The following is a 2,354-nucleotide window of genomic DNA, read 5'->3' as shown; positions in this document are numbered from 1 at the left end:
GTTGTGGCCCGGGATGCCGCTCACTCCGCCGCCGCGGACCGCGCCCGCGCCGCACAGCAGGACGTTCGCGTGCGCGGTCTCCACGCCCCAGCGGCCGGTGGTCTCCGTGGCCCACGGGAAGGCGAGCGCGCGGTGGAAGATGTTGCCCCGCGGCAGCCGCAGTTCGCGTTCCAGGTCGAGCGGGCTCTTCGCCTCGATGCACGGCCTGCCCTCGGCGTCGGTGGCGAGGCAGTCGGTGACCGGCTCCTCCAGGTGCGCGTCGAGCTGCTCGAGGGTCGCCTTCAGCAGCGCGTCGCGCACGGCCGCTTCCGAACCGGCGGGGGCACGCTCGAACAGGCGGGCGGGCGTGTGCAGGCCGAAGAGCGTCAGGGTGTGATGACCGGTTTCCGCGAGCCCGGGGCCGAGGATCGACGGGTCGGTCAGCGAGTGGCAGTAGATTTCGGAGGGCGGTGCGGCGGGCAGTTCGCCGGACGCGGCCTGCCGGTGCGCCGCGGCCAGTTGCCCGTATCCCTCGGCGACGTGGAACGTTCCGGCGAAGGCCTCCCGCGGGTCGGTGGCCCGGTCCCGCAGCCGGGGCAGCCTGCGCAGCAGCATGTTGACCTTGAGCTGCGCGCCCTCGGCGGGCGGGCCTGGCGGCGCCTCGCCGAGCAGCGCCGCCAGGGCCTCGGGTGAGGCGTTGACCAGCACCTGCCGGGCCGCCACGGTGGCGGCGCCGTCCGCGTCACGGTACGCCACCCGGGCCTCGGTGCCGTCCGTCTCGACAGCGGTCGCCTCCAGCCCGGTGCGGATCTCGGCCCCGGCGCCGCGGGCCGCGCCGGCCAGCGCGTCGGTGAGCGCGCCCATGCCGCCGACGGGCACGTCCCAGTCCCCGGTGCCGCCTCCGACGACGTGGTAGAGGAAGCAGCGGTTCTGGGCCAGCCCGGGGTCGTGGGCGTCGGCGAAGGTGCCGATCAGCCCGTCGGTGAGGACCACGCCGCGCACCAGGTCGTCGTCGAACGTCTCCTCGATCACGACGCCCAGCGGCTGTTCGAACACGGCCTGCCAGGCCGCCTCGTCACCGATCCGCGCGCGCAGCCCGGCGCGCGTGGGCAGCGGCTCGGTGAGGGTCGGGAAGACCCGCTCGGCCAGGCGCGCGGTCATGCCGTGGAAGCGCTGCCAGGCGTCGAACTCGCGGTCGGAACCGGTGAGCCGGGCGAAGGCCTCCCGGGTGCGCGCGGTGCCGCCGCCGACGAGCAGCCCGGTGGGCCGCCCGCCGCGCACGGCCGGGGTGTAGGAGGACACGGAGCGCTTGCGCACCGCGAAGCGCAGTCCCAGCTCCCGGACGATCTTCTCGGGCAGCAGGCTGACCAGGTAGGAGTAGCGCGAGAGCCGGGCGTCGACACCCGCGAACGGCCGGGTCGAGACGGCCGCGCCACCGGTGTGGTCCAGCCGTTCCAGCACCAGCACACTGCGTCCGGCGCGGGCGAGGTAGGCCGCGGCGACCAGGCCGTTGTGTCCGCCGCCGACGACCACGGCGTCGTACGCGTCACGGGCGGGCCGGGCCGGACGGCCGGGCGGGGCGGACGGAGCGGAGGCGGAGTGCGAGTCGGGCATGGCTCTTGCTACCACGGGCCGGGCGGCGGCGCAGCGGCCCGTGCACGGCAGGAATCGCCGTGGCCGGACCTGGCGGGAACGGCGGCTCCGGCGGGGTAGAACCATGTGATGCAGACGTTCCTGCCGTATCCCGGCTTCACGGAGTCAGCCCGGGTGCTCGACGCCCGCCGGCTGGGCAAGCAGCGGGTGGAGACCATCCAGGTGCTGCGCGGCCTGACGGTGCCCGGGTACGGCTGGCGCCGGCATCCGGCGGTGCTGATGTGGCGGGGCTACGAGGAGGCGCTGGTCCGCTACGGACTGGACGTCTGCGAGGTGTGGTGCGAGACGGGCCGCCAGGACACCTGCGCGGCCACCCTGGTGTCCGACCTCGCCCGGGCGGGCGGCGGCGCCGAGCCGCGCCGGCAGGAGGACCTCGGCCTGGCCGGGGAGCTGCCGCCGTGGCTCGGGGACCACGCCTTCCACCGCAGCCACCAGTCCTCGCTGCTGCGCAAGGACCCCGCGCACTACGGTCCGCTGTTCCCCGGCGTGCCCGACGACCTGCCGTACGTCTGGCCCGCCTCGGACCGGCGGCCGGCGCGGGAGGAGACGGGCTGAGGGCGCCGCGGGCCGGGGGCCGGTGCCGGTTGCCCGGCGGACCCGCGGTGCCGGTTTCCCCGGCGGTCCGGTCCGGTCCGGGTCCGTCGGGGTCCGTTCGGTTCTGGGCCCCGCCCCGCCGTCAGGTGCTCCGTCCCGGACGCCCGCCCGGCCGCTGCCGGTCCGCC

General features: G+C 76.3%; 2 protein-coding genes. One reads left to right on the top strand and one right to left on the bottom strand.

Features of this window, described 5'->3' with window-relative positions; genetic code table 11:
• Positions 1-1,593, bottom strand: a 1,593-nt coding sequence (locus GCU69_RS07805; RefSeq protein ID WP_156205498.1) for a phytoene desaturase family protein, incomplete at its 3' end; no start/stop codon positions are given.
• Between the two features lie 108 nt (positions 1,594-1,701).
• Here GCU69_RS07805 and GCU69_RS07800 point away from each other — a divergent pair.
• Positions 1,702-2,187 carry an MSMEG_6728 family protein gene (locus GCU69_RS07800; RefSeq protein WP_098750718.1) on the top strand — a complete coding sequence of 162 codons (486 nt, stop codon included), beginning with the start codon at positions 1,702-1,704 and terminating at the stop codon, positions 2,185-2,187.
• The last annotated feature ends 167 nt before the right edge of the window (positions 2,188-2,354 follow it).

Origin of the sequence: Streptomyces lycii (assembly GCF_009735685.1) — a bacterium.
Lineage (GTDB): Bacteria > Actinomycetota > Actinomycetes > Streptomycetales > Streptomycetaceae > Streptomyces > Streptomyces lycii.
This window is presented reverse-complemented; position numbering and strand designations above follow the sequence as displayed.